We start from the raw sequence: 23,943 nt of genomic DNA, 5'->3' as shown, positions 1-23,943 counted from the left end.
CGCTAGCTTCGGTGGAGGCGCTGGTGGGATACCGCCCTGACTGTATTGAAATTCTAACCTACGGGTCTTATCGACCCGGGAGACAGTGTCAGGTGGGCAGTTTGACTGGGGCGGTCGCCTCCTAAAGTGTAACGGAGGCGCCCAAAGGTTCCCTCAGAATGGTTGGAAATCATTCGTAGAGTGCAAAGGCATAAGGGAGCTTGACTGCGAGACCTACAAGTCGAGCAGGGACGAAAGTCGGGCTTAGTGATCCGGTGGTTCCGCATGGAAGGGCCATCGCTCAACGGATAAAAGCTACCCCGGGGATAACAGGCTTATCTCCCCCAAGAGTCCACATCGACGGGGAGGTTTGGCACCTCGATGTCGGCTCATCGCATCCTGGGGCTGTAGTCGGTCCCAAGGGTTGGGCTGTTCGCCCATTAAAGCGGTACGCGAGCTGGGTTCAGAACGTCGTGAGACAGTTCGGTCCCTATCCGTCGTGGGCGTAGGAAATTTGAGAGGAGCTGTCCTTAGTACGAGAGGACCGGGATGGACGCACCGCTGGTGTACCAGTTGTTCTGCCAAGGGCATAGCTGGGTAGCTATGTGCGGAAGGGATAAGTGCTGAAAGCATCTAAGCATGAAGCCCCCCTCAAGATGAGATTTCCCATAGCGTAAGCTAGTAAGATCCCTGAAAGATGATCAGGTTGATAGGTTCGAGGTGGAAGCATGGTGACATGTGGAGCTGACGAATACTAATAGATCGAGGACTTAACCATATAATATGTAGCAATGTTATCTAGTTTTGAAGGAATATGCCTTCATAGTTTGGTGATGATGGCAGAGAGGTCACACCCGTTCCCATACCGAACACGGAAGTTAAGCTCTCTAGCGCCGATGGTAGTTGGGACCTTGTCCCTGTGAGAGTAGGACGTCGCCAAGCAAGAACCTAAGTTATTTTGACTTAGGTTTTTTTTTGTTTATTTTTATTTACCGAATGCTATAATCCGTAAATTTAATAAAGCTACAGACGAAAAAAGAATGAAATAGAGACTCTTTAAAATAATAGTAATGATTTTTTGTGTTCCTGATTTTCCTAATGTCGCTAAAGTAATACTTAAAATAGGACACATTATTTCTATCATAAGTATATATTTTAAATAATGAGATGCTATAAATAAGTATTTAATAATTACAGAAATTACTGCAATAGAGAAAATAAATAGGATAATAGCATAGTTCTTTCTTTAACAGTTATCCTCCTTAGAAATTAAATCGTTATAATAATACAAGAGTGTATATATTTTGATTAAAAACATACTGAAGTGCTATTTAAACGATAAATACATAAAATAGATCTCTAGAAATATATATTCTAATTCCCTTTTCTTCTTGTATATAGTTGCAATTCTTCTTTTGAATATAACTAAAACACGAACGTTATTGACTGCTAATAAAAAAACATTCGATTATTTATTGACATTGTTTATGAAATATTGTTAATATAGCCATAGAAACAATAATATAAGACCTCATATAATCGCGGGGATATGGCCTGCAAGTCTCTACCTAACGACCGTTATTCGTTAGACTATGAGGGAAAGTCACTCGGTATTTTTCTATTCACAAGGGATACGTATGCCTGAGTAGAGCGCTTTCTCTCATAGTAAAAGAGAAACTGTTCTATTTCAGGCTTTTTTTATTTGAATCGGGGGGATTCTAATATGAAATCACTAGTTGGAGTCATAATGGGAAGTACGTCAGACTGGGAAACAATGAAATATGCTTGTGACATTTTAGATGAATTAAATATACCGTATGAGAAAAAAGTTGTATCCGCTCATCGGACTCCGGATTATATGTTTGAATATGCAGAGACGGCTCGTGAACGTGGATTGAAAGTTATTATTGCTGGAGCTGGTGGAGCAGCACATTTACCAGGAATGGTTGCAGCGAAGACAAATCTTCCTGTAATTGGAGTTCCAGTTCAATCAAAAGCATTAAACGGCTTAGATTCATTATTATCCATCGCCCAAATGCCAGGAGGTGTTCCAGTTGCAACTGTTGCAATTGGTAAAGCCGGTTCAACGAATGCTGGATTACTTGCCGCACAAATACTTGGATCATTTCATGATGATATACATGATGCATTAGAATTGAGACGAGAAGCGATTGAAAAAGATGTGCGTGAAGGTAGTGAGCTAGTATGACGAGAATCATTTTACCTGGAAAAACAATCGGTATTATTGGAGGCGGCCAGCTAGGAAGAATGATGGCATTGGCAGCTAAGGAGATGGGATATAAAATTGCTGTTTTAGATCCTACAAAGCATTCGCCATGTGCACAAGTTGCTGATATTGAAATTGTTGCACCATATGATGATTTAAAAGCAATTCAGCATTTAGCAGAGATAAGTGATGTTGTCACATATGAATTTGAGAATATTGATTATAGATGTTTACAATGGCTTGAAAAACATGCGTACTTACCACAAGGTAGTCAGTTGTTAAATACAACACAAAATCGTTTTACAGAAAAGAATGCGATTGAGAAGGCTGGGTTACCAGTAGCAACGTATAGATTAGTTCAAAATCAAGATCAGCTTACAGAAGCAATTGCTGGGTTATCATTCCCTTCCGTCTTAAAAACGACGACAGGTGGATATGATGGGAAAGGGCAAGTTGTTTTAAGAAGTGAAGCTGATGTTGAGGCAGCAAGAAATCTTGTGGATAAAGCAGAATGTATTTTAGAGAAATGGGTGCCTTTTGAAAAAGAAGTATCAGTTATTGTGATTCGTAGTGTAAGTGGTGAAACAAAAGTGTTTCCAGTAGCAGAAAATATTCATGTAAATAACATTTTACATGAATCTATCGTTCCAGCTCGCATTACAGAAGAGCTTTCTCAAAAAGCAATTGCGTATGCAAAGGTACTTGCGGATGAATTAGAACTTGTGGGAACACTAGCTGTAGAGATGTTTGCTACAGATAATGGTGAGATTTATATTAATGAATTAGCGCCAAGACCTCACAATTCAGGACACTATACACAGGATGCATGTGAAACGAGTCAATTTGGTCAACATATTCGAGCAATCTGTAATTTACCTCTAGGAGAAACAAATTTGTTAAAACCAGTTGTCATGGTAAACATTTTAGGCGAACATATAGAAGGGGTCCTAAGACAAGTGAATAGATTAACCGGGTGCTATTTACACTTGTATGGAAAAGAAGAAGCAAAAGCACAGCGAAAAATGGGGCATGTTAATATTTTAAATGATAATATTGAAGTCGCTCTAGAAAAAGCGAAGAGTTTGCATATTTGGGACCATCAAGAACAACTGTTGGAGGGAAAAAGATGATTAGTCGTTATACACGCCCTGAAATGGGTGCGATTTGGACGGAAGAGAACAAATTTAAAGCGTGGTTAGAAGTTGAGATTTTAGCTTGTGAAGCATGGGCTGAGCTTGGCGATATTCCAAAAGAAGATGTTAAAAAAATTCGTGAACATGCATCATTTGATATTGATCGTATTTATGAAATTGAAAAAGAAACACGTCATGACGTAGTTGCATTCACTCGTGCTGTATCAGAAACGCCAGCATTAGGCGAAGAACGTAAATGGGTTCATTACGGTTTAACATCTACAGATGTAGTAGATACAGCATTATCTTACATCTTAAAACAAGCGAATGAAATTATATTAAAAGACTTAGAGAACTTTGTAAGCATTTTAGCTAACAAAGCGAAAGAGCATAAATACACAATCATGATGGGAAGAACACACGGTGTTCATGCAGAACCAACGACATTTGGTTTAAAACTTGGTCTTTGGTATGAAGAGATGAAACGTAACGTAGAGCGTTTCAAACAAGCTGCTGATACAGTTCGTGTTGGTAAACTATCTGGTGCGGTTGGTACATATGCAAATATCGATCCATTCGTAGAAAAATATGTCTGTGAAAATTTAGGATTAGAAGCAGCACCAATTTCAACACAAACATTGCAACGTGATCGTCACGCACACTACATGTCAACACTTGCACTAATTGCAACATCTATCGAAAAGATGGCAGTTGAGATTCGTGGTTTACAAAAGAGTGAAACACGTGAAGTTGAAGAAGCTTTCGCAAAAGGTCAAAAGGGTTCTTCTGCAATGCCACATAAACGTAATCCAATTGGTTCTGAAAATATGACTGGTTTAGCTCGTGTTATCCGCGGTTATATGATGACAGCTTACGAAAATGTTCCATTATGGCATGAGCGTGACATTTCTCACTCGTCGGCAGAACGCGTAATTTTACCAGATGCTACAATCGCATTAAATTACATGTTAAATCGCTTTGGTAATATTGTTAAAAACTTAACTGTATACCCAGAGAATATGAAACGTAATATGACAAGAACATACGGCTTAATTTATTCTCAGCGCGTAATGCTTACACTAATCGACAAAGGTATGGTACGTGAAGAAGCTTATGATATCGTACAGCCTAAAGCGATGGAAGCTTGGGAAACACAAGTACAATTTAAAGAGCTTGTAGAAGCTGATGAGCGTATTACAAGCAAGTTAACACAAGAAGAAATTAATGAATGCTTCAACTATGAGCATCATATGCAACACGTTGATACAATCTTTGAACGCCTTGGATTAAACGAAGCGTAAAATTTCATATGGCACAGAATAGAGTCATTCTGTGCCATTCTTTATAAAAATATTATTCACATTTTTCAAACTACAGGGGGCTTGCGAAATGCAAAAGCTAGAATTGCTGTATGAAGGTAAGGCAAAAAGAATTTATCGTACAGAATCAGCAGATATGGTTTGGGTAGAGTACAAAGATAGTGCGACTGCTTTCAATGGGGAGAAAAAAGAGACGATTACAGGAAAAGGTCGTTTGAACAATGAAATTACAACTTTATTGTTCAGAAAGTTACAAGAAGTGGGAATTAAAACACATTTTGTTGAGAAGTTATCTGAAACAGAACAACTTGTTAAAAAAGTGAGTATTATTCCTTTAGAAGTTGTCACAAGAAATGTAATTGCAGGAAGTCTTTCAAAACGATTAGGAATGGAAGAGGGAACTGTACTTGCAGAACCAATCGTAGAATTTTACTTCAAAGATGATGATTTAGGAGATCCGCTTGTAACGGAAGATCATATTCGTGTATTAAACGTTGCATCGCCAGAGCAAGTAAGTGTATTACGAGATATGGCTCTACAAATCAATCAAGTGTTGATTGATCATTTCGCAAGCTGTCGTGTAAGATTAGTAGATTTCAAATTAGAGTTTGGTGTAACGGAAGAAGGAGAAATCATTTTAGCGGATGAAATTTCACCAGATACTTGCCGTTTATGGGATGAAACGAGCAATGAAAAGTTTGATAAAGACGTATTCCGTCGTGATCTTGGAAATTTAACAGATGCTTATGAAGAGATTTTAAAACGTTTAGGGGGAATTTCACATGTATAAAGTTAAGGTATATGTAACATTAAGAGAAAGCGTATTAGATCCACAAGGAACAGCAGTAAAAGGAGCACTTCATAGTCTTTCATTCACAGAAGTACAAGACGTTCGAATCGGAAAGTACATGGAACTAACAATTGATAAATCTGTATCTGATTTAGATAGCAAGGTAAAAGAAATGTGTGAAAAACTATTAGCGAACGTTGTAATGGAAGACTTCCGTTATGAAGTTGAGGAGGTTGTCGCACAGTGAAATTTGCCGTAATAGTATTTCCGGGTTCGAACTGTGATGTCGATATGTTCCATGCAATTAAAGATGAGCTTGGCGAAGAAGTAGATTACGTTTGGCACGATACAGAGAATTTAGATGAATATGATGCAATTCTACTACCAGGTGGATTTTCTTATGGTGACTACTTACGCTGCGGTGCTATCTCTCGCTTTGCTAATGCAATGAAAGCAGTGCAAAAAGCTGCTGAGCAAGGAAAGCCGATTTTAGGTGTATGTAATGGATTCCAGATTCTTGTTGAATCAGGATTACTACCAGGAGCGTTAATAAGAAACGAAAACTTAAAATTTATGTGTCGCACTGTTCAGTTACGTGTTGAAAATAATGAAACGATGTTTACATCACAATATGAAAAAGATGAAATAATTAATATTCCAATCGCGCATGGTGAGGGGAATTACTATTGTGATGAAGCGACTCTTAAACAATTAGAAGAGAACAATCAAATCGCATTTCGTTATGTAGAAAACCCTAACGGTAGCGTTTCAGATATTGCTGGTATTGTAAATGAAAAAGGAAATGTACTTGGTATGATGCCGCACCCAGAGCGTGCTGTAGATGAATTACTTGGCGGTGCTGAAGGGTTAAAAGTCTTTCAATCTATCTTAAAACAGTGGAGGGAAACATATGTCGTTAATGCTTGAACCAAATCCAACACAAATTAAAGAAGAGCGTATATATGCGGAAATGGGGTTAACAGACGAAGAGTTTGCCATGGTTGAAAAGATTTTAGGTCGTCTGCCAAATTATACAGAAACAGGGTTATTCTCTGTAATGTGGTCTGAACATTGTAGTTATAAAAATTCAAAACCAGTGCTTCGAAAATTCCCAACAACAGGTGAGCGTGTTCTACAAGGGCCTGGGGAAGGTGCTGGAATTGTAGATATCGGTGATAATCAAGCAGTTGTATTTAAAATGGAAAGTCATAACCATCCTTCAGCTATTGAACCATATCAAGGAGCTGCAACAGGTGTTGGTGGTATTATTCGTGACGTATTCTCTATGGGAGCACGTCCGGTAGCTCTATTAAACTCACTTCGTTTCGGTGAATTACAGTCACCACGTGTGAAATATTTATTCGAAGAAGTAGTAGCAGGAATTGCAGGATACGGTAACTGCATCGGTATTCCGACTGTTGGCGGCGAAGTACAATTTGATCCATGTTATGAAGGAAATCCACTTGTAAATGCAATGTGCGTAGGTTTGATTAACCACGAAGACATTAAAAAAGGGCAAGCACATGGTGCTGGTAACACAGTAATGTACGTAGGAGCATCAACTGGTCGTGACGGTATTCACGGTGCAACATTCGCGTCGGAAGAACTATCTGAAAGCTCAGAAGCGAAACGTCCAGCGGTTCAAGTAGGGGATCCATTTATGGAAAAACTTCTTATTGAAGCGTGTTTAGAATTAATTCAATCTGATGCACTTGTTGGAATTCAAGATATGGGTGCGGCTGGTTTAACATCATCATCTGCAGAAATGGCAAGTAAAGCAGGAATGGGTATTGAAATGTACTTAGATGATGTACCACAGCGTGAAACAGGAATGACACCATATGAAATGATGCTATCTGAATCACAAGAGCGTATGTTAATTGTCGTGAAAAAAGGTAGAGAACAAGAAATAGTAGATTTATTTGAGAAGTATGGTCTTGCAGCGGTTACGATGGGGAAAGTAACAGAAGATAAAATGCTTCGTTTATTCCATAAAGGTGAAAAGGTAGCTGAAGTTCCAGCAGATGCTTTAGCAGAAGAAGCACCAATTTATCATAAGCCATCAAAAGAAGCAGCATACTTTGCTGAATTCCAAGCAATGAAAATGGAAACGCCAAAAGTAGAAAATTATAAAGAAACGTTATTCGCTTTATTACAGCAACCAACAATTGCAAGTAAAGAGTGGGTATACGATCAATACGATTACCAAGTTCGCACAAGCACAGTTGTTACGCCAGGTTCAGATGCTGCAGTTGTACGTGTACGCGGTACAGAAAAAGGATTAGCAATGACGACAGATTGTAACTCTCGCTACATTTATCTAGACCCAGAGATGGGCGGTAAAATTGCAGTAGCAGAGGCAGCGCGTAATATCGTATGTTCTGGCGGAGAGCCACTTGCAATTACAGATTGCTTAAACTTCGGTAACCCAGAAAAACCAGAAATCTTCTGGCAAATTGAGAAATCAGTAGACGGTATGAGTGAAGCTTGTCGCACATTACAAACACCAGTTATCGGCGGAAACGTATCGATGTATAACGAGCGTAGTGGTGAAGCTGTATATCCAACACCAACTGTTGGGATGGTCGGACTTGTGCATGACTTAAAACATGTAACAACACAAGAGTTTAAGCAAGCTGGTGATGTAGTGTATGTAATTGGTGAGACGAAAGCTGAGTTTGGCGGAAGTGAATTACAGAAAATGATTCACGGCAAAATTTTCGGTCAATCACCAAGTATCGATTTAGATGTAGAATTAAAACGCCAAAAACAAGTATTAGAAGCAATTCAAGCTGGTCTTGTTCAATCTGCACATGATGTTGCTGAAGGTGGTTTAGCAGTTGCGATTTCAGAAAGTGCAATTGGTGCTAAAGGCTTAGGTGCTACTGTGAAATTAGATGGAGAAGCAACAGCTGCATTATTCGCTGAATCACAGTCTCGCTTCGTGATAACTGTAAAACGTGAAAATAAAGAGGCGTTTGAGAAAGTGGTAGAAGCAATCCAAGTTGGAGAAGTAACAAGTACAAATGAAGTAACAATTCATAATGAAGAAAATGAAGTATTACTTACAGCAAATGTAGATGAAATGAGAAAGGCTTGGAAAGGGGCAATCCCATGCTTGCTGAAATAAAGGGGTTAAACGAAGAATGTGGCGTTTTCGGAATTTGGGGGCATGAAAATGCAGCACAAGTTTCATACTACGGATTGCACAGTTTACAGCACCGTGGGCAAGAAGGCGCAGGCATTGTCGTAAATAATGGGGAAAAAATCGTCGGTCACAAGGGGTTAGGTTTAATATCAGAAGTGTTTTCAAGAGGTGAGCTAGAAGGATTAAATGGAAAATCAGCGATCGGACATGTACGATATGCAACAGCTGGTGGAAGTGAAGTTGCTAACGTTCAACCATTGTTGTTCCGTTTTTCCGATCATAGTATGGCGTTAGCTCATAACGGAAATTTAATTAACGCAAAAATGCTTCGTCGTGAATTAGAAGCAGAGGGCAGTATTTTTCAAACTAGTTCAGATACAGAAGTACTTTTACATCTTATTAAACGTAGTACGAAAGATTCTTTAATTGAAAGTGTAAAAGAAGCTTTAAACAAAGTGAAAGGTGCGTTTGCGTATCTTTTACTAACTGGAAATGAAATGATCGTTGCATTAGATCCGAATGGGTTCCGTCCGCTTTCAATTGGAAAGATGGGGGATGCTTACGTTGTAGCATCTGAAACATGTGCTTTTGATGTAGTAGGTGCAACATACATTCGTGATGTAGAACCGGGTGAATTACTTATCATTAATGATGAAGGAATTCACGTAGATCGTTTCACAAACGATGTAGAACATGCAATTTGTAGTATGGAATACATTTACTTTGCACGACCAGATTCTAATATTGCAGGCGTTAACGTTCATGCAGCACGTAAGAATATGGGGAAACGTTTAGCGGCAGAAGCTCCTATTGAAGCAGATGTTGTTACTGGTGTACCAGACTCTAGTATTTCAGCTGCGATTGGCTATGCGGAGGCAACAGGTATTCCATATGAGTTAGGATTAATTAAAAATCGTTACGTTGGACGTACGTTTATTCAACCTTCTCAGGAACTGCGAGAGCAAGGGGTTAAGATGAAGCTTTCCGCAGTAAGAGGTGTAGTTGAAGGGAAACGAGTTGTTATGATTGATGACTCTATCGTAAGAGGAACGACAAGTAAACGAATTGTTCGTATGCTTCGTGAAGCTGGAGCGACAGAAGTTCACGTAAGAATTGCTTCACCACCTCTGAAATATCCATGTTTCTATGGCATTGATATTCAAACGAGAAAAGAATTAATTGCAGCAAATCATACAGTAGAAGAAATCCGTGAAATGATCGGAGCAGATTCTTTAACATTTTTAAGCGAAGATGGATTAGTAGATGCAATTGGACGTCCATATGAAGGGAAATATGGTGGCCTATGCATGGCTTACTTTAATGGGGACTATCCAACAGCTCTTTATGATTATGAGCAAGAGCTTTTAGAAAGTATGAAATAAGAAAAGTGAAACAAGCTTCTACTTCTTTTGATGTAGAAGCTAGCTCCTTTCTTAAAATAGCCCGCCCTGGATGGGGAGAAATTAAAAGACGAGGTGTAAATAACGATGGCGAATGCATATAAGCAAGCAGGAGTAGATATTGAAGCTGGATATGAAGCGGTATCTCGCATGAAAAAACACGTACAAACAACTATGAGAAAAGAAGTACTAGGCGGTTTAGGCGGTTTTGGAGGCATGTTTGATCTATCAAAATTTGCATTAGAAGAACCTGTATTAGTATCTGGAACAGATGGCGTGGGAACGAAATTGATGCTCGCTTTTATGGCAGATAAACATGACACAATTGGTATTGATGCAGTAGCAATGTGTGTAAATGATATTGTTGTCCAAGGAGCAGAGCCGCTTTTCTTCCTTGATTATATTGCTTGTGGTAAAGCTGAACCTAGTAAAATTGAAAACATCGTCAAAGGTATATCAGAGGGCTGTCGCCAAGCTGGTTGTGCATTAATCGGTGGAGAAACAGCTGAAATGCCAGGAATGTATTCTACGGAAGAATATGATTTAGCTGGTTTTACAGTTGGGATTGTTGATAAAAAGAAAATTGTAACAGGTGAAAAGATTGAAGCTGGTCACGTGCTAATTGGCTTAGCATCTAGCGGTATTCATAGCAATGGTTACTCTTTAGTACGAAAAGTGTTACTAGAAGATGGGGAACTATCTTTAGAGCGTATTTATGGCCGCTTAGAACTACCTCTTGGTGAAGAATTATTAAAACCAACGAAAATTTATGTCAAACCTATTTTAGAACTATTGAAGAAACATGAAGTATACGGTATGGCGCATATTACAGGTGGTGGATTTATTGAAAATATTCCACGCATGTTGCCAGAAGGAATCGGTGCCGAGATTGAACTAGGATCTTGGGAAATTCAGCCGATCTTTAGTTTGCTTCAAGAAGTTGGAAAACTGGAAGAAAAAGAAATGTTCAATATTTTTAACATGGGTATTGGTATGGTAGTAGCAGTGAAGGAAGAAGATGCAAAAGATGTTGTTCGTCTTCTTGAAGAGCAAGGAGAAATGGCTCGTATTATTGGACGTACTATACAAGGAGCTGGCGTTACTTTTAATGGGGGCACAGCACTATGAGTAGATTAGCAGTTTTTGCTTCTGGAAGCGGATCTAACTTTCAATCTCTCGTTAATGCGGTAGAAGAAAAAAGATTGGATGCAGAAATTAGTTTATTAGTATGTGATAAACCAGAAGCACGCGCTGTTGGACGGGCAAATTATCATCATATTCCGTGTTTTGCTTTTTCAGCGAAAGCATATGAGTCAAAAGAAGCATTTGAAAAAGAGATATTAAAGAAGCTAGAAGAATATGAAATTGATTATGTTATTTTAGCTGGATATATGCGGTTAATCGGGCCGACGTTACTAGAAGCATACGGCGGGAAGATTATTAATATTCATCCATCATTACTACCGAGCTTTCCGGGTAAAGATGCTGTCGGTCAAGCGTTAGAAGCAGGTGTGAAAGTAACTGGAGTAACAATTCATTATGTAGATGCAGGTATGGATACAGGGCCAATTATTGCGCAAGAAGCAGTGGTTGTTTCTGAAGGGGATACGAGAGAAAGTTTACAAAAGAAAATTCAACAAGTTGAACATAAATTATACGTAAATACAGTGAATCAAATTGTTCAGTCTGTGAAAGAATCAACTGTTAACTAACATACAACCAGGGGTGAAGGATAAATGAAAAAGCGTGCATTAGTAAGTGTTTCAGATAAAACAGGAGTAGTAGAATTTGTTAAAGGGTTACTAGAACAAGGGATTGAAGTTATTTCAACAGGTGGTACGAAAAAGTTATTAGAAGAAAACGGTTTACAAGTAATTGGTATTTCTGAAGTAACTGGTTTCCCTGAAATTATGGATGGCCGTGTGAAAACGTTACATCCAAATATTCATGGTGGTCTATTAGCAGTTCGTGATAATGAAACACATGTAACACAAATGAATGAATTAGGTATGGAGCCAATTGACTTTGTTGTTGTTAACTTATATCCATTTAAAGAAACAATCGCTAAGCCTGATGTAACATTTGCTGATGCAATTGAAAATATTGATATCGGTGGCCCGACAATGATTCGCTCTGCTGCGAAAAATCATAAATTCGTATCTGTAATTGTAGATCCAGTAGATTATGATATTGTGTTAGCAGAACTGAAAGAGAACGGTGAAGTAGCAGAGGAAACAAAACGTAAACTAGCAGCGAAAGTATTCCGTCATACAGCAGCGTATGATGCGTTAATTTCTAACTACTTAACAGAGCAAATGGGTGAAGAAAGTCCAGAAACATTAACTGTGACATTTGAGAAAAAGCAAGACTTACGTTATGGCGAGAACCCACATCAAAAGGCAACTTTCTATAAAGCGCCATTCGCAGCAACTTCTTCTGTTGCATACGCAGAACAATTACACGGTAAAGAATTATCGTATAACAATATTAATGATGCAGACGCAGCACTTAGCATCGTAAAAGAATTTACAGAACCAGCAGTAGTAGCAGTAAAACATATGAATCCATGTGGTGTTGGAGTAGGAACTGATATTCACGAAGCATATACTCGCGCTTATGAAGCAGATCCAGTATCAATTTTCGGCGGTATTATTGCAGCAAATCGTGAAATTGATAAAGCTACAGCAGAAAAGTTACATGAAATTTTCTTAGAAATTGTTATCGCACCTTCGTTCTCGCAAGAAGCTTTAGAAGTGTTACAAAGTAAGAAGAACTTACGTTTATTAACTATAAATATTGAAAAAGCGACAAGTGCAAGCAAAAAACTAACTTCTGTACAAGGTGGACTTCTCGTTCAAGAAGAAGATACGTTATCATTAGATGAAAGTACAATTTCAATTCCAACGAAACGTGAACCTTCAGAGCAAGAATGGAAAGATTTAAAACTAGCTTGGAAAGTTGTAAAACATGTGAAATCAAACGCAATTGTTTTAGCGAAAGATGACATGACAATTGGCGTCGGTGCGGGACAGATGAACCGTGTAGGTTCTGCAAAAATCGCAATTACACAAGCTGGTGAAAAAGCACAAGGTAGCGCACTTGCATCTGATGCTTTCTTCCCAATGCCAGATACATTAGAAGAAGCAGCAAAAGCAGGAATTACAGCAATCATTCAACCAGGCGGATCAATCCGTGATGAAGATTCTATTAAAGTGGCAGATACTTATGGGATTGCTATGGTGTTCACTGGCGTACGTCATTTCAAACACTAATAGAGGATGTTTAAAAAGTCCGGTCAAGATAACCTTCGCATGTCGTCGTTGCATCGCCAGTGCGGTACTCATGTAGGAAAGCTACACTCCGTGTCCTCCTGGCAAATGCGCCTAGACCTGCTCGGTGCTCTTGATCCTCCTTTTTAAACCTTTATTGATATGGATGTTTAAAAAGTCCGGTCGAGATAACCTTTTATTGATATGAAAAAGCAAACTAGGAGCATAGCTTCTAGTTTGTACTTATTTAATTATTGGGGGATGAAATATGAATGTTTTAGTAATTGGCCGCGGTGGGCGTGAGCATGCTTTAGCTTGGAAGTTTGCACAATCTGAAAAAGTAGAAAAGGTATATGTAGCACCAGGTAATGAAGGTATGAGAGATGTTGCAACACCAGTTGATATTGATGAAAATGATTTTGATGCATTAGTTTTATTTGCAAAAGAGAATAATGTTGAGTTAACTTTCGTTGGACCAGAAATTCCGCTTATGAATGGAATTGTTGATCGTTTTAAAGAAGAGGGACTTCGCGTATTTGGTCCGAATAAAGCGGCTGCTGTTATTGAAGGTAGTAAAGCTTTTACAAAAGAGCTTATGAAAAAGTATGATATTCCAACTGCGGCGTACGAAACTTTTACAGATTATGAAGAAGCAGTACAGTACATTCAAAAAGTTGGTGCACCAATCGTTATTAAAGCTGACGGCCTAGCTGCGGGTAAAGGGGTAACGGTAGCAATGACGCTTGAAGAGGCATTACAAGCTGTGAAAGAAATGCTACAAGATGTGAAATTCGGCGCGGCAAGTAAGAAGGTCGTTATTGAAGAGTTTTTAGATGGACAAGAATTTTCATTAATGGCATTCGTGAATGGAACAACTGTACATCCAATGGTAATCGCCCAAGATCATAAAAGAGCTTTTGATGGTGATAAAGGTCCAAATACGGGCGGAATGGGTGCATATTCTCCAGTACCACAAATTCCAGAATCAGCAGTTCAAGAAGCGATTCAAACCGTATTACATCCAACTGCTAAGGCGATGATTGCAGAAAACCGTTCGTTTACAGGTATTTTATACGCAGGTCTTATTTTAACAAATGATGGTCCGAAGGTAATTGAATTTAATGCACGCTTCGGTGATCCTGAAACAGAAGTTGTATTACCTCGCTTAGAAAATGATTTAGTTGACGTATGTAACGCTGTATTAGATGAAAGTGAACTAACGTTACAATGGTCAGAAGAAGCTGTAATCGGTGTTGTACTTGCTTCTAAAGGATATCCAGAAGCATATAAAAAAGGTGATATTATTAGTGGACTAGATGCACTGCAAGATGTGATTGTTTTCCATGCAGGTACAGCAATGAAACATGGGGACTTTGTAACGAACGGTGGCCGTGTATTATTTGTTGCTTGTAAGGCAAATAGTTTACAAGAAGCAAAAGATAAAGTATATAAAGAAATCGGTAAAATTGAGAGTGATGGTCTATTTTATCGAAGTGATATAGGATATCGTGCAATTGGGCATGAGATGACGAAAAGTTAATATGTAAAAATCCCGCTGAGGAATCAGCGGGATTTTTTATGCATCTTTATCTTTTTTTAATTTCCCTTTTTGCTTTGCCATTTCTCGAAGTAAATACTCGATGTGTGCATTGACGCTACGAAATTCATCATTTGCCCATTTTTCGATGACTGCGTGTAATTCAGGATCAATACGTAATGGAAAGCTTTTCTTTTTAGCCATAATTACTTATAGCCCTTAGTATAGGCTTCCTGTATTAATAACTGGTTGCGCACCTTTATCTGAAACGATGGCAACTAATAAGTTGTTTACCATATTTGCTTTACGCTCGTCATCGAGTTCTAGTACGCCTTCTTCATCTAACATATGGATGGAATCTTTCGCCATCTTCACAGCACCTTCAACAATTTCTTTTCTAGCAGCTAATACTGCTTTTGCTTGCTGGCGTTGTAGCATTGCATGGGCAATTTCTGTTGCGTAAGCTAAGTGCGTTAAACGAGTTTCTAATACTTCTACACCAGCAATTTCAAGACGCGCCTCTAACTCACGTTTTAATTCTTCAGAGATTTCTTCAGTATTTCCGCGTAACGTAACGCAGGTTTCATCTTGGAAATTGTCATAAGGATATTTTGTTGCAACATGGCGGATTGCCGTTTCGCTTTGAATTTCTACAAATCGATCATAATGTTCAACACCAAACATTGCTTTTGCAGAATCAACAACTTTATATACGATAACAGCTGCAATTTCAATTGGATTTCCATCAACGTCATTTACTTTTAATTTTTTACTGTTAAAGTTTTCAACACGTAAAGATACAGTTTGACGGAATGCGAACGGAATCGTTAAAAATAAACCGTTTTGACGAATTGTTCCTAAATAATTACCGAAGAACGTAATAACCTTCGCTTGATTCGGTTGAACAATACCGATACCTGTAGCGAGAACTGCGGCTAATATAATAGTTAGTGCCGCTCCTATGAAAATTTCTTGTGCAAGGAAAAATACACCGATAGCAGCTAAAATCAAAATTCCAATAATACCGAGAAAACCATTTACATAAAATACTTGTTTTTCTTTCATATGATCGCCTCCTGATATAAAAATGATATCACTTTTATATCATTTTAAGCAAGAGGTATGCACCTAATTTTCTGAATTTTATTGATTGATATCTTTTATATACATTTTAAGGCCGAAAAAGAGAATGTACGTTCTGTTTTATGGTAAAATAAAGAAGACTTAACCGCCCACTGCAGCAGCTAAGTCCCTTTGAGAGCATCTTGCATCGTGACAAATGATTCAAAGCGGTTTTGCCAGGATTATATTTTCAATCGCTGACTCAATCTCTTTGTCAGAAGCGTCATAACTTCCTTTTGACTTTGGCTTGTCATGAGTGGAAGTTTGATTCACTTCTTCTTTAGCATGTCCTTTTTCAGCAAAATTCATGCTAGGCATTTTAAATGCCCCCATATTCATGTATTTTCCGAATTTCCACATTTCAACAACAGGGCAGAAACGAACAATTCCTTCTGCAACTTTCATTGCACCAATCCATAGAAAAATGTTAGACCAAGTGCACCACGGCTTGCGTACAAGTTTAGTTGCACTACATCCGAAGAGGACAAGCCCAAGTGTAATTCGAATTAGAGCGTTTATTGTCCCGATATTTTGCTTCATTAGAAAAACACTCCTTTTTATGAAAGTTGAAATAGATAATACTATTTCTTTTATTAGTATCCCGTTTGATTTTTGGGATATGTAATCCAACATTTGACGTGGAAAAAGATGTTGGAATGTGCGTGTGTGTAAGTAACTTTTTTTGTTATAATGAAAGAATGCATAAAAGGAACTTCAAAATTAAATCCTCTAGTTTAAAAAATATGGAAGAGGTAATTCCAAACTTAATTCTCCGTTTTAAACAAATATTTAAGATGAAGTTAAAACAATAATGATGAAAATAAACTGTTATTTTGAACAGAAATATATATAACTAGAGAAAAGGAAGGGTGTTTTCATGTACGATATTTCCGGATGGAAACATGTATTTAAGCTTGATCCAAATAAGGAGTTAAGCGATGAACATTTAGAAATGATTTGTGAGTCTGGAACTGATGCGGTTATTGTAGGCGGAAGTGATGGAGTTACAATTGATAACGTATTACACATGCTAGTTAGCATTCGTAGATATGCAGTTCCTTGTGTATTAGAGGTTTCTGATGTAGAAGCAATTACACCAGGATTTGATTTTTATTACATCCCAAGTGTTTTAAATAGCCGAAAAGTAGAATGGGTAACAGGTGTTCATCATGAGGCATTGAAAGAATTTGGGGATATTATGGACTGGGACGAAATTTTTATGGAAGGGTATTGTGTTTTAAATCCAGAAGCGAAAGTAGCCCAGCTTACAGAAGCGAAATGTGATTTAACAGAAGATGACGTTATTGCATATGCTCGTTTAGCAGACAAGTTATTACATTTACCGATATTTTATTTAGAATATAGCGGTACGTATGGAGATGTTGAACTTGTTAAAAATGTAAAAGCAGAATTGAAACAAGCTAAGTTATACTATGGCGGTGGTATTTCTAATGCAGAACAGGCGAAAGAAATGGCACAATATGCTGATACAGTAGTTGTTGGAAATATTATTTATGATGATATAAAATCGGCGTTAAAAACAGTTAAAGCAGTAAAAGGAGAGTAGGTGCAGGCGTATATGAGTATGACAGATAGATTATTAAACGGTTTAAATCCACAGCAACAAAAAGCAGTCCAAACAACGAATGGACCACTTCTATTAATGGCAGGTGCAGGTAGTGGTAAGACACGTGTGTTAACACATCGTATTGCGTATTTACTTGGTGAAAAAGGTGTAGCACCATGGAATGTACTAGCTATTACCTTCACAAATAAAGCAGCTCGTGAAATGCGTGAGCGTATTGATACACTTGTGGGACCAGAAGCAGAAGATATTTGGATTTCGACGTTCCACTCTATGTGTGTACGTATTTTACGACGGGATATCGATCGTATTGGTATTAATCGTAACTTTACAATCTTAGATTCAGGCGATCAGCTAACTGTAGTCAAAAAAATTATGAAAGAGCGCAATATTGATCCGAAGAAATTTGAGCCGCGCTCTATTTTAGCGGGTATTAGTAATGCGAAAAATGAACTGTTATCTGCGGATAAATATGCAAAAAAAATTACAATGGCTGATCCATATGAAAAATTAACGAGCGATGTATACACAGAGTATCAAAAACGTCTTTTGAAAAATAATTCATTAGACTTTGATGATTTAATTATGACCACGATTCAGTTATTTGAACGTGTTCCAGAAGTATTAGAGTTTTATCAGCGTAAGTTCCAATATATTCACGTTGATGAGTATCAAGATACGAACAAAGCGCAATATCTTCTTGTTAAACATTTGGCAGCGCGTTTTAAAAATCTTTGCGTTGTAGGTGACTCTGACCAGTCTATTTATCGCTGGCGTGGTGCAGATATTTCTAACATTTTGTCGTTCGAAAAAGACTATGAGAATGCACAAGTAATTTTGTTAGAACAAAACTATCGTTCGTCACAAAATATTTTAAATGCAGCGAATGCTGTTATTGAAAAAAATACGAATCGTAAGCCGAAGAAATTATGGACAGACAATCAAGTTGGAAGTAAAATCTCGTATTATCGTGCTGCAACTGAAAAGGACGAAGCGTATTTTGTTGCGAAAAAAATTCGTGACGATATTCAAATGGGGAAACGAAAATATACTGATTTTGCAGTGTTATATCGTACGAATGCTCAGTCTCGTATGGTCGAGGAGATTTTCCTTAAATCTAACATTCCGTACAAAATTGTCGGGGGTACGAAGTTCTACGACCGTAAAGAGATTAAAGATATTTTGGCGTACTTACGTTTAATCGGTAATCCAGATGATGAAATTAGTTTTGCACGTATTATTAACATGCCAAAGCGTGGTATTGGTGCGACTTCTATCGATAAAATTATTAATTACGGTGTGCAAAACGGAATTTCATTAACTGCTGTATTTGATGAAATTGAGCATGTTGGAGTAAGTGCAAAAATTACAAAGGCAGTAAAAGAATTTGCGAATTTATTAAATAACTGGGTAAATATGCAAGAGTATTTATCTGTTACAGAATTAGTAGAAGAAGTTATTGAAAAAACAGGCTATCGCGATATGTTGAAAAATGAACGTTCTTTAGAAGCGGAAGGTCGTTTAGAAAACTTAGACGAGTTCTTATCTGTTACGCAAACATTTGAATCTCAAAGCGAAGATAAGAGCCTTGTTGCATTCTTAACAGATTTAGCACTTGTTGCGGATATTGATCGTGTAGATGAAGACCCAACTGCTGGTGAAGAAGTTATTTTAATGACGATGCACTCAGCGAAAGGATTAGAGTTCCCGGTTGTCTTTATTGTTGGCTTAGAGGAGGGGATATTCCCTCATACTCGTTCTCTTATGGAAGAGGATGAAATGCAAGAAGAACGTCGTCTTGCTTATGTAGGTATTACCCGTGCAGAAGAAGAGCTATATTTATCTAACGCGCAAATGCGTACTTTATTTGGTAGAACAAGTATGAACGCTGCGTCTCGATTCATTACAGAAATCCCGACAGAACTAGTGGAATCATTAAATGAAACAGCGCCAAAGCGTGAAACATCGTTTGGTGCAAAAGGCAGAACGGCAAGTAGCGGCAAAACGACAATCACAACGACAACACGCTCTCGTTCAGCTTTCGCGCGCCCTGCAGCTAAGACGACAGGCGGCGAACAAATTGGCTGGGCAGTAGGAGATAAAGCTTCCCACCAAAAATGGGGAGTCGGTACAGTTGTAAGTGTAAAAGGTGAAGGTGATGCAAAAGAATTAGATATTGCATTCCCAAGCCCAATTGGTGTTAAACGTTTGTTAGCAAAATTTGCACCTGTGACGAAACAATAGAAAGGAATGAGGATATGTCAAAAGAGATAGCAAAAAAACGTATAGAAGAACTGCGTGATTTATTAAATACATTTAACTATCAATATCACGTATTAGACAATCCTTCTGTTTCTGATGCGGAATATGACCGTAATATGCAGGAGCTTATAAAATTAGAAGCAGAGAACCCAGAGTTTATGAGTGAAGATTCTCCCTCCGTTCGCGTTGGGGGGACTGTTCTTGATATATTTGAAAAAGTAACACATAAGTCACCAATGTTAAGTTTAGGAAATGCATTTAACGAAGGAGATTTACGTGATTTCGACAGAAGAGTACGTCAAGGAATTGATGGTGCGAATGTAAGATATATATGTGAATTAAAAATTGACGGGCTTGCCGTTTCGCTTCATTATGAAAAAGGACGCTTCATTCAAGGGGCGACACGTGGTGATGGTGTAACGGGTGAAGATATTACTCAAAATTTAAAAACGATTAAAGCTATCCCACTTCGTTTAAATGAAGAAGTAACGTTAGAAGCACGAGGCGAAGCTTATATGCCGAAGCGTTCATTCGTTAAACTAAATGAAGAAAAAGAGCAAAATGGAGAAGATGTATTTGCGAATCCGCGTAATGCAGCAGCAGGTTCAATACGTCAACTTGATCCGAAAATTGCAGCGAAGCGTAACTTATCTATGTTTGTGTATGGTCTTGCGAATGTAGAAGAAAAAACAATTCCATCACATAGTGAATCGCTTGATTTCTTAGGTGAACTTGGATTTAAGACAAATCCAAATCGCCGTACATGTGAAACAATTGAAGAAGTTATAGCTTATGTAGAAGAATGGCAAGAAAAACGTCCGCATCTTGATTATGAGATTGATGGAATCGTTATAAAAGTAGATGATGTTGCCCTTCAAGAAAGTCTAGGAACTACAGCGAAGAGTCCAAGATGGGCGATTGCTTATAAATTCCCGGCTGAAGAAGTTGTAACGAGATTAACAGGCATTGAATTAAGTGTTGGCCGAACAGGAGTTGTAACACCGACTGCAGAACTAGAGCCAGTGAGAGTTGCTGGTACGATTGTTCGTCGTGCTTCTTTACATAACGAGGATTTAATTCGTGAAAAAGACATTCGAATTGGTGACTACGTTGTTGTGAAGAAGGCTGGAGATATTATTCCTGAAGTTGTGAACGTTATTTTTGATAAGCGTACTGGTGAGGAAGAAGAATACCGCATGCCAACTCATTGTCCAGCATGTGAGAGTGAACTTGTTCGTTTAGAAGAAGAAGTAGCACTTCGTTGTATAAATCCAACTTGTCCTGCTCAAATTCGAGAAGGGTTAATCCATTTCGTTTCAAGAAATGCAATGAATATTGATGGACTTGGAGAACGTGTCATTACACAACTCTTTGATGCTGATTACATTCGTACATTTGCTGATTTATATGCATTGACGAAAGAGCAATTATTACAGTTAGAACGTTTTGGTGAAAAATCAGCGACAAACTTAATACAAGCAATTGAAAATTCTAAAGAAAACTCGTTAGAGCGATTATTATTTGGTCTTGGAATTCGCCACGTTGGAGCGAAAGCAGCACGTACATTTGCAGAGCACTTTGAAACGATGGATGAGCTTGTAAAAGCAACGGAAGAAGAACTAAAAGCAATTAATGAAATTGGCGAAAAAATGGCTCAATCTGTTGTGACATATTTTGATAATGAAGATGTATTAGAGTTATTACAGCAGTTTAAAGAGTATGGCGTGAATATGACATACAAAGGTATAAAAATTGCAGATTTACAAAATGTTGAATCTTACTTCGCAGGAAAAACGGTTGTTTTAACAGGTAAGCTAGAAGTTATGGGACGAAGTGAAGCGAAGAAGAAGATTGAGGCATTAGGTGGAAAAGTAACGGGAAGTGTTAGTAAGAGTACGGATTTAGTTGTTGCAGGTGAAGCGGCTGGTTCGAAATTAGCACAAGCGGAGAAACATAATGTTGAGGTTTGGAATGAAGAGAGGTTCTTACAAGAGCTAAATAAGTAAGAGGTGCAAACTTACCATGAAAAAAATAGCATTAGCGGTATTAAGCCTTGGCCTACTTGTAAGTGGGTGTAGTGCAGGTGCCGACAAAGATGAAAAAGTGGCTGAGAAATCGGGGAAAGCAAAAGAACAATCAGTTGTTCCAAAATACGCTATTTCGGATGAATATTATAAGACGACTATTCCATTTGATGGTGGAAATGCACGTGGTTTAGTGGTGCAAGGGTTAAATAGTCGTCTTGATATAGATGAATTTGAAACAGGGTTAATGCGAATTGCAAAAGAATCATTTAGTACGAAAGATAATTTTTTAAAAGGCGGAAAAGCTCTAGATACTCAAACTATACAGATGCTTGTTAAAAGAAAACGTACAGATGCTGAACAAAAGGAACTAGAGGACAAATTAAAAAAAGATGCAGTTAAATTTCCTAATATAGGATTAAACCCTGCATTAGGAACAGGATCCGAATCACTAGAAGTGAAAAATAAAAAAAATCCAATATATATTTCAAATATTTTAGAGCATGATTATTATGTGAAAAAAGGCGATAACGGCGAGGAACGCGTTGGTATGGTAGTTGGATTAGCAATGAATTCTGTTCAATATTTTAACGAAGAGCATGGTTATCCACGTGAAGCTGCAATCCCGGATGAAAAGATGTTAGCTGAAGGGAAAAAAATGGCGCAAGAAATTTTGAAAGTCATACATCAAAAAGAACCTGAAACCAAAAATATTCCAATAACATTTGCGATTTATCGCCAAGCTCCAAAGTCTTCGCTCGTGCCAGGTAACTTTGTTTCTTATGCAAATGCCGAAAAAGGTAGTGAAACGGTTGAAGATTGGAAACAAATTAATGAAAAATATTATTTGTTCCCATCAGAGCAAGCGAAAACAGATAATAAACGTGAAGACCTTGCAAGAGTATCCAACTTTAAGGCAAAACTAAGCGATTATTTCCAAGGCGACTATACAGCTGTTATTGGTACTGGTATGTATAGAGATGATGAATTAAGAGAAATGAAGCTTGATATTCCTGTCCAGTTTAATGGAAAAGCTGAAATAGTTGGTTTTACACAATATGTGGCAGGGCTTGTTATGGAATACTTCCCGAATTATATGAAAGTACAAGTAACGATTAAATCTGTAGAACGCCCAGAAGCTATTATTATACGTGAAGCAAAACAAGATGAACCACTTGTGAAGATTTTAGATTAAATATGAAGGCTGTTCCTCTATGGAACAGCTTTTTTTCTTATGTAATTTTGTTATAATTTAAAATGTTGTAAAAAATAGGGGTAAGGGGTAAATCTCATGGAAGAATTAAGTTTTCAAGTCATTATTTTATTAATTGCATTCGGTTTTTTAGCAGCTTTTATTGATTCCGTTGTTGGAGGAGGAGGGTTAATTTCGCTTCCTGCGCTTATGTTTGTTGGCTTATCGCCAGCTTCGGCAATTGCAACGAATAAATTAGCGGCAACAATGGGGACGTTTACGAGTGCGATGTATTTTATTCGATCAGGAAAAGTTGATTTTAAAATTGTAGGAAAGTTAATCCCGTTAACTATTGTTGGAGCTGTTGCAGGTGCTTTAGTAGTAAAATTTATTCCACCGGATATTTTACGCCCATTAGTACTTGTAATGTTGGTATTTATTGCTATTTATATTATTGCAAAAAAGAATTGGGGAAGTGTGTCTACCTATAAGAAGATGACGCAAAGAAAAACATTAATATTTTTCTTTGCTATTTTAATGATAGGATTTTATGATGGATTTTTTGGACCAGGGACAGGGTCGTTTTTAATTTTTGCATTTTTATTAATTGGCTTGGATTTTATTCAAGCGGCAGCATCTGGAAAACTTTTGAACTTTGTTAGTAATATTGTATCTTTAATTACTTTTTTATTTTTAGATATAATTCATTTTGAATACGGTATTATCATGGGATTATCAATGATCTTAGGTGCTTATTTTGGATCGAAGTTTGCGGTTCAAAAAGGTGTTGGATATGTAAGGACTTTATTTTTATTAGTTACTATATTATTGATCGGGAAAAATGTTTTGGAATATACTCATATTTTGTAGATTCATACGCATGTATGAATCTCTTTTTATTATATTTTAAAAATTTATTAATTTTTAAAATATAAGTCTAGGAATATTTGAATAAA

The 23,943-nt window shown here is 37.7% G+C and carries 20 protein-coding genes, 2 rRNA genes, 1 pseudogene and 1 riboswitch (1 of these 24 running past the window's edge); of the genes and pseudogenes, 19 read left to right on the top strand and 4 right to left on the bottom strand.

From position 1 onward, the window contains the following. A 23S ribosomal RNA gene (locus IQ781_RS13935) occupies nt 1–757 on the top strand; it begins 2,157 nt to the left of the window's first position. A 48-nt stretch (nt 758–805) separates the two neighbouring features. Then, a 5S ribosomal RNA gene (rrf, locus tag IQ781_RS13930) occupies nt 806–921 on the top strand. A gap of 43 nt (nt 922–964) precedes the next feature. On the opposite strand, the pseudogene IQ781_RS28175 reads toward rrf, so the two are convergent. Continuing rightward, a pseudogene (locus IQ781_RS28175) lies at nt 965–1,215 on the bottom strand (hypothetical protein). A 275-nt stretch (nt 1,216–1,490) separates the two neighbouring features. Then, a riboswitch (purine riboswitch) is annotated at nt 1,491–1,592 on the top strand. 110 nt (nt 1,593–1,702) lie between these two features. On the opposite strand from IQ781_RS28175, the gene purE reads away from it, so the two are divergent. The 12 genes from purE (at nt 1,703) to purD (ending at nt 14,805) form a co-directional block, all read left to right on the top strand. Beyond that, complete coding sequence (gene purE, locus IQ781_RS13925) at nt 1,703–2,188, top strand: 5-(carboxyamino)imidazole ribonucleotide mutase (protein ID WP_000839365.1); 486 nt, start codon at nt 1,703–1,705, stop codon at nt 2,186–2,188. Continuing rightward, on the top strand, nt 2,185–3,336 hold the full coding sequence (gene purK / locus IQ781_RS13920) for a 5-(carboxyamino)imidazole ribonucleotide synthase (protein ID WP_000196774.1): 1,152 nt from the start codon (nt 2,185–2,187) through the stop codon (nt 3,334–3,336). The genes purE and purK overlap by 4 nt, the downstream gene beginning before the upstream one ends. Continuing rightward, nucleotides 3,333–4,640 (top strand): adenylosuccinate lyase, encoded by a 1,308-nt coding sequence (gene purB, locus IQ781_RS13915; RefSeq protein WP_000625682.1) that lies wholly within the window; start codon nt 3,333–3,335, stop codon nt 4,638–4,640. Before purK ends, purB begins: the two co-directional genes overlap by 4 nt. Before the next feature lie 88 nt (nt 4,641–4,728). Next, the gene (purC, locus tag IQ781_RS13910) at nt 4,729–5,448 is read left to right on the top strand and encodes a phosphoribosylaminoimidazolesuccinocarboxamide synthase (RefSeq protein WP_001170544.1); all 720 of its coding nucleotides are present in this window, start codon (nt 4,729–4,731) and stop codon (nt 5,446–5,448) included. Then, a complete protein-coding gene (purS, locus tag IQ781_RS13905; RefSeq protein WP_000278823.1) occupies nt 5,441–5,695 on the top strand; it encodes a phosphoribosylformylglycinamidine synthase subunit PurS in 255 nt (84 codons plus the stop codon). Before purC ends, purS begins: the two co-directional genes overlap by 8 nt. After that, the gene (gene purQ, locus IQ781_RS13900; RefSeq protein WP_000666774.1) at nt 5,692–6,375 is read left to right on the top strand and encodes a phosphoribosylformylglycinamidine synthase subunit PurQ; all 684 of its coding nucleotides are present in this window, start codon (nt 5,692–5,694) and stop codon (nt 6,373–6,375) included. The genes purS and purQ overlap by 4 nt, the downstream gene beginning before the upstream one ends. Continuing rightward, complete coding sequence (purL, locus tag IQ781_RS13895; protein ID WP_065382292.1) at nt 6,359–8,578, top strand: phosphoribosylformylglycinamidine synthase II; 2,220 nt, start codon at nt 6,359–6,361, stop codon at nt 8,576–8,578. Before purQ ends, purL begins: the two co-directional genes overlap by 17 nt. Continuing rightward, the gene (purF, locus tag IQ781_RS13890) at nt 8,563–9,978 is read left to right on the top strand and encodes an amidophosphoribosyltransferase (RefSeq protein ID WP_000879025.1); all 1,416 of its coding nucleotides are present in this window, start codon (nt 8,563–8,565) and stop codon (nt 9,976–9,978) included. The genes purL and purF overlap by 16 nt, the downstream gene beginning before the upstream one ends. Nucleotides 9,979–10,083: 105 nt before the next feature. Continuing rightward, nucleotides 10,084–11,124, top strand: a complete 1,041-nt coding sequence (gene purM, locus IQ781_RS13885) for a phosphoribosylformylglycinamidine cyclo-ligase (protein ID WP_001262439.1) — start codon at nt 10,084–10,086, stop codon at nt 11,122–11,124. Then, complete coding sequence (gene purN / locus IQ781_RS13880; RefSeq protein ID WP_000088589.1) at nt 11,121–11,708, top strand: phosphoribosylglycinamide formyltransferase; 588 nt, start codon at nt 11,121–11,123, stop codon at nt 11,706–11,708. Before purM ends, purN begins: the two co-directional genes overlap by 4 nt. A 24-nt stretch (nt 11,709–11,732) precedes the next feature. Continuing rightward, on the top strand, nt 11,733–13,268 hold the full coding sequence (gene purH, locus IQ781_RS13875; RefSeq protein WP_000745439.1) for a bifunctional phosphoribosylaminoimidazolecarboxamide formyltransferase/IMP cyclohydrolase: 1,536 nt from the start codon (nt 11,733–11,735) through the stop codon (nt 13,266–13,268). A 265-nt stretch (nt 13,269–13,533) separates the two neighbouring features. Continuing rightward, nucleotides 13,534–14,805 (top strand): phosphoribosylamine--glycine ligase, encoded by a 1,272-nt coding sequence (gene purD, locus IQ781_RS13870; protein ID WP_086385330.1) that lies wholly within the window; start codon nt 13,534–13,536, stop codon nt 14,803–14,805. Between the two features lie 36 nt (nt 14,806–14,841). On the opposite strand, the gene IQ781_RS13865 is transcribed toward purD, so the two are convergent. The 3 genes from IQ781_RS13865 to IQ781_RS13855 all read right to left on the bottom strand — a co-directional run bounded on the left by IQ781_RS13865 (nt 14,842) and on the right by IQ781_RS13855 (nt 16,464). Further along, entirely contained in the window at nt 14,842–15,006 is a 165-nt protein-coding gene (locus IQ781_RS13865) for a type II toxin-antitoxin system antitoxin (RefSeq protein ID WP_001085171.1), read from the bottom strand. Between the two features lie 15 nt (nt 15,007–15,021). Further along, the gene (locus tag IQ781_RS13860; protein WP_000660669.1) at nt 15,022–15,867 is read right to left on the bottom strand and encodes an SPFH domain-containing protein; all 846 of its coding nucleotides are present in this window, start codon (nt 15,865–15,867) and stop codon (nt 15,022–15,024) included. A gap of 219 nt (nt 15,868–16,086) precedes the next feature. Then, nucleotides 16,087–16,464, bottom strand: coding sequence for a YgaP family membrane protein (locus IQ781_RS13855; protein ID WP_000812346.1), 378 nt, complete (start codon nt 16,462–16,464; stop codon nt 16,087–16,089). Between the two features lie 337 nt (nt 16,465–16,801). Between IQ781_RS13855 and pcrB the strand changes: the two genes are divergently transcribed. The 5 genes from pcrB to IQ781_RS13830 all read left to right on the top strand — a co-directional run bounded on the left by pcrB (nt 16,802) and on the right by IQ781_RS13830 (nt 23,857). Next, nucleotides 16,802–17,491 (top strand): heptaprenylglyceryl phosphate synthase, encoded by a 690-nt coding sequence (gene pcrB, locus IQ781_RS13850; RefSeq protein ID WP_000272099.1) that lies wholly within the window; start codon nt 16,802–16,804, stop codon nt 17,489–17,491. Between the two features lie 12 nt (nt 17,492–17,503). Further along, nucleotides 17,504–19,753 carry a DNA helicase PcrA gene (gene pcrA / locus IQ781_RS13845; RefSeq protein WP_002164784.1) on the top strand — a complete coding sequence of 750 codons (2,250 nt, stop codon included), beginning with the start codon at nt 17,504–17,506 and terminating at the stop codon, nt 19,751–19,753. A gap of 14 nt (nt 19,754–19,767) precedes the next feature. Further along, a complete protein-coding gene (gene ligA / locus IQ781_RS13840; protein ID WP_000031450.1) occupies nt 19,768–21,777 on the top strand; it encodes an NAD-dependent DNA ligase LigA in 2,010 nt (669 codons plus the stop codon). Between the two features lie 16 nt (nt 21,778–21,793). Next, nucleotides 21,794–22,990, top strand: a complete 1,197-nt coding sequence (locus IQ781_RS13835; RefSeq protein ID WP_000717029.1) for a CamS family sex pheromone protein — start codon at nt 21,794–21,796, stop codon at nt 22,988–22,990. Between the two features lie 96 nt (nt 22,991–23,086). Continuing rightward, nucleotides 23,087–23,857 carry a TSUP family transporter gene (locus tag IQ781_RS13830; protein WP_000391974.1) on the top strand — a complete coding sequence of 257 codons (771 nt, stop codon included), beginning with the start codon at nt 23,087–23,089 and terminating at the stop codon, nt 23,855–23,857. Nucleotides 23,858–23,943 lie beyond the last annotated feature (86 nt).

The organism is Bacillus sp. N447-1 (assembly GCF_022701035.1).
GTDB classification, from domain to species: Bacteria; Bacillota; Bacilli; order Bacillales; family Bacillaceae_G; genus Bacillus_A; species Bacillus_A cereus.
The sequence above is the reverse complement of the archived record's forward strand: the minus strand, read 5'-3'. Positions and strand labels throughout refer to the sequence as shown.